3 protein-coding genes are annotated in these 3715 nt (G+C 64.2%); 2 read left to right on the top strand and 1 reads right to left on the bottom strand.

From position 1 onward, the window contains the following. The coding region (locus tag A3764_RS01425; RefSeq protein WP_150122038.1) for a PHP domain-containing protein at positions 1–992 on the bottom strand (992 nt) is incomplete at its 3' end. Positions 993–1172: 180 nt separating this feature from the next. On the opposite strand from A3764_RS01425, the gene xdhA reads away from it, so the two are divergent. Both xdhA and A3764_RS01415 read left to right on the top strand, forming a co-directional pair. Next, complete coding sequence (gene xdhA / locus A3764_RS01420) at positions 1173–2576, top strand: xanthine dehydrogenase small subunit (RefSeq protein WP_067926280.1); 1404 nt, start codon at positions 1173–1175, stop codon at positions 2574–2576. Further along, on the top strand, positions 2573–3715 hold a 1143-nt coding region (locus A3764_RS01415; RefSeq protein ID WP_150122037.1), incomplete at its 3' end, for a molybdopterin cofactor-binding domain-containing protein. The genes xdhA and A3764_RS01415, both read left to right, overlap by 4 nt.

Below are 3715 nucleotides of genomic sequence, written 5' to 3'. Positions count from 1 at the left end.
AGTTCGAAGTCGAGCCGCTTTTCGTATTCCTCCACTGAAACCGCGTGGGGAATGACGGCAAGCCGTTCCTTGAGGCCTGCATGGGCCTGCCGTTTCAGTTCTTCGATCTCGTCATCGGCGAACTTGGGCAGGATCGGCGCGCGGCGGTAGGCCATGAAAGCGCAGCGGCGCGCGATCTCGACAGTGTTATCGATCGCCTCCGGCAGGTCGGCGAAGAGCGTGACCATTTCGGCGGGGGACTTGAAATAATGCTGCGCCGTGAGCCGCCGGCGGGGCTGCTGCTGGTCGACATAGGCGCCTTCGGCAATGCAGATCAGCGCGTCATGCGCCTCATACATTTCCGGTTTCGGGAAGTAGACATCATTGGTCGCCACGAGCGGCAGCCCCATGGCATAGGCCATCTCCACAAACCCGCGTTCCGTGGTTCGCTCCGCTTCGGGCTGCCCGTCCTCGCCCGGATGGCGCTGCAATTCGACGTAAAGCCGGTTCTCGAACGCAGCCGCAAGGCGCTTCATCAGCGCCTCCGCCGCCGGGGCCTGCCCTTTCTGCAAGAATTGACCCACCGGCCCGTCCGGGCCACCGGTCAGACAGATGAGCCCGCCTGAATGCGCCTCGATCTGCTCCAGCGTGACTTCGGGGCGCGCGCCACCCTTGTCGATATAGAGGGCCGAGTTCAGCTTCATCAGGTTTTCGTATCCCGCCTCGGACTGCGCCAGCAGAACGAGGGGGGCAGGTGCACGCGGGGTTTCCCCGGGACGGACCGGCGCATAGGCCACGTCAATCTGGCAGCCGAGTATGGGCTGGATACCCGCATCGGCCATCGCGACGGAGAATTCCAACGCCGCGAACATGTTGTTGGTATCGGTCAGCGCCACGGCAGGCATGCCCGCATCGCGACACATGCCCGGCAGTTTCTTCAGCCGCAGCGCGCCTTCCAGCAGGGAATATTCCGAGTGGGTGCGCAGGTGAATGAATCGGGGATCGTTTGCCATGACCGAACCTTACGGGACACCGCCCGCCCCGACCAGAGGCGCGGAACCGGCCTTTGCCTTTTCTCTTGCCAAGTCGGGCATCCCGCGCTTAGCCTTGGGTCCACTTGCCCGCGCTGTCTTCTACGTCGCATCGAACACAGCGCTCCACGGGCCCCGGTACCGCGACAGGTCTTATTTCAGATGGACATCACTTTTCTTCTCAATGGAGAAGTCGTGTCGCTATCCGGCATTTCCCCAACGACGACATTGCTGGACTGGCTTCGCGAGGAACGCGGCCTTACGGGAACCAAGGAAGGCTGCAACGAAGGCGATTGCGGGGCCTGTTCCGTCATGATCGCGGATGAACAGGGCGCGCGCGCGCTGAACGGCTGCATCCTGTTCCTGCCCCAGATCGATGGACGGCACGTGATTACGGTCGAAGGACTGAGCGCAGCGGACGGCACGCTGCACCCGGTGCAGGAACGGCTGGTGGAATACCATGGCAGCCAATGCGGTTTCTGCACGCCGGGCTTCGCCGTGACGATGGCGACCGCGCATCTGAACGGCGCGCGCGATCACGACACGCAACTGGCGGGCAACCTTTGCCGCTGCACCGGATACGCTCCGATCGTCCGCGCCGCCGAGGCCGCCGCTGGGGATCCGGTCCCGCCACATCTGGCCAGTTTGTCGGACTTCAAGGCACCGCATGCCGCCGCGCGGGCGCCGGAAATCGGCACGGAATCTGATACGACCGCATTCCAACCGAGGGATGTGGCTACGCTGGCTGAATGGTATCTCGCCCATCCCGAGGCCACGCTCATCGCCGGGGCAACGGACGTGGGCCTGTGGGTCACGAAAGGGTTCCGCGATCTGGGCCCGGTCGCCTTCCTTAACCGCTGCGAGGGCCTCGCCGGTGTGGAAATGACCGAGGAGGGATGGCGCATCGGTGCCATGACGACGCTGACGACCTTCGAACAGGCGCTTGCCCCGCATTTCCCCAGTCTGGGGGCCATGCTGCGGCGCTACGGGTCGGTTCAGGTGCGCAACGCCGCCACGGTCGGCGGCAACATCGCCAATGGCTCCCCCATCGGGGACAGCCCGCCTGCGCTGATCGCGCTAGGCACCCGATTGCACCTGCGCCGGGGGGCGGATCGGCGCAGCCTTCCGCTCGAAGAGTTCTTCATCGAATACGGCAAGCAGGACCGGGCAGAGGGCGAATTCGTCGAAGCGGTCACGATCCCGGCCCAGCCCGATACCCTGCGCTGCTACAAGATTTCCAAACGGTTCGATCAGGACATCTCGGCGGTCTGCGGATGCATTTCCATCACCTGTGAAAACGACAGGATCACCGGGGCGCGGCTGGCCTACGGGGGCATGGCGGGCATACCGAAACGCGCAAGCGGGGCGGAAGCGGCGCTGTTGGGAAAACGTTTCGAAGAATCTGCAATACGTGAAGCGATGACCGTGATGGCCGAGGATTTCACGCCGCTGTCTGACATGCGCGCCTCCTCCGGCTATCGGCTCGAAACGGCACAAAATCTTTTGCTACGGTATTTCCATGACATGAACGGCGCACAGACGGACGTGCGGGGAGTGATGGCATGAGCGTCGCGCGCCCCCTCCCCCATGACGCGGCGCGGCTGCACGTATCGGGCACCGCCCGGTACGTGGATGATATTCCCCTGCCCCGCACCGCCCTGCATCTTGCCTTTGGCCTGTCGACCACGGCAGCCGGGCGGCTCGACCGGCTCGACCTTGATGCGGTGCGAACGGCACCCGGGGTCGTGGCCGTGCTGACGGCGGCCGACCTGCCGAATGACTGCGATACCTCGCCCTCGAACCATGATGAACCTCTGCTCGCTACATCCGACGTGCATTACGCGGGCCAGCCGATGTTCCTCGTTGTCGCGACATCGCATCTCGCGGCGCGGCGGGCGGCACGGCTGGGCATAGCAAAGATCGAACCGCGGGCCCCCATCCTCACCATCGAAGAGGCGCTTGAAGCCGATAGCCGCTTCGAAGACGGCCCCCGAGTTTATAGCAAGGGCGACGCCCCGACCGCGCTGACCGCCGCGCCCCACCGGCTGAAGGGCCAGGTGCATATCGGCGGGCAAGAGCATTTCTACCTCGAAGGACAGGCGGCCCTCGCCCTGCCCCAGGACAACGGGGATATGGTGGTGCATTCATCGACCCAGCATCCCACGGAAATCCAGCACAAGGTCGCCGAGGCTATCGGGCGCCCCATGCATGCTGTCCGGGTGGAAACCCGCCGGATGGGCGGAGGTTTCGGCGGCAAGGAAAGCCAAGGCAATGCGCTCGCCGTGGCCTGCGCCGTCGCGGCCATGATCACGGGCCGCCCCTGCAAGATGCGCTATGACCGCGATGACGACATGATCGTCACCGGCAAGCGCCATGATTTTCGCATCGATTACGATGTGGGTTTCGACGGCGAAGGCCACATTACCGCGCTGGACGTGACGCATTACACCCGCTGCGGCTGGTCGATGGATCTGTCCCTTCCGGTGGCCGACCGCGCGATGCTGCACGCGGACAATGCCTATCACCTGACGGATGTGCGCATAATCTCGCACCGTCTTCGCACGAACATGGCAAGTGCGACGGCCTTCCGGGGCTTTGGCGGGCCACAGGGGATCGTCGGAATCGAACGGATCATGGATCACATCGCTCACACGCTCGACTATGATCCGCTGCGCATTCGGCAGGCCAATTACTACGCCGACAGC

It is taken from the genome of Sulfitobacter sp. HI0129, assembly GCF_001635395.1.
Taxonomy (GTDB): Bacteria; Pseudomonadota; Alphaproteobacteria; order Rhodobacterales; family Rhodobacteraceae; genus Sulfitobacter.
This window is presented reverse-complemented; position numbering and strand designations above follow the sequence as displayed.

What these genes read in the sequence shown, in the direction of transcription:
- xdhA (WP_067926280.1), top strand. Translation starts at nt 1,173, where the DNA reads ATGGACATCACTTTTCTTCTCAATGGAGAAGTCGTGTCGCTATCCGGC.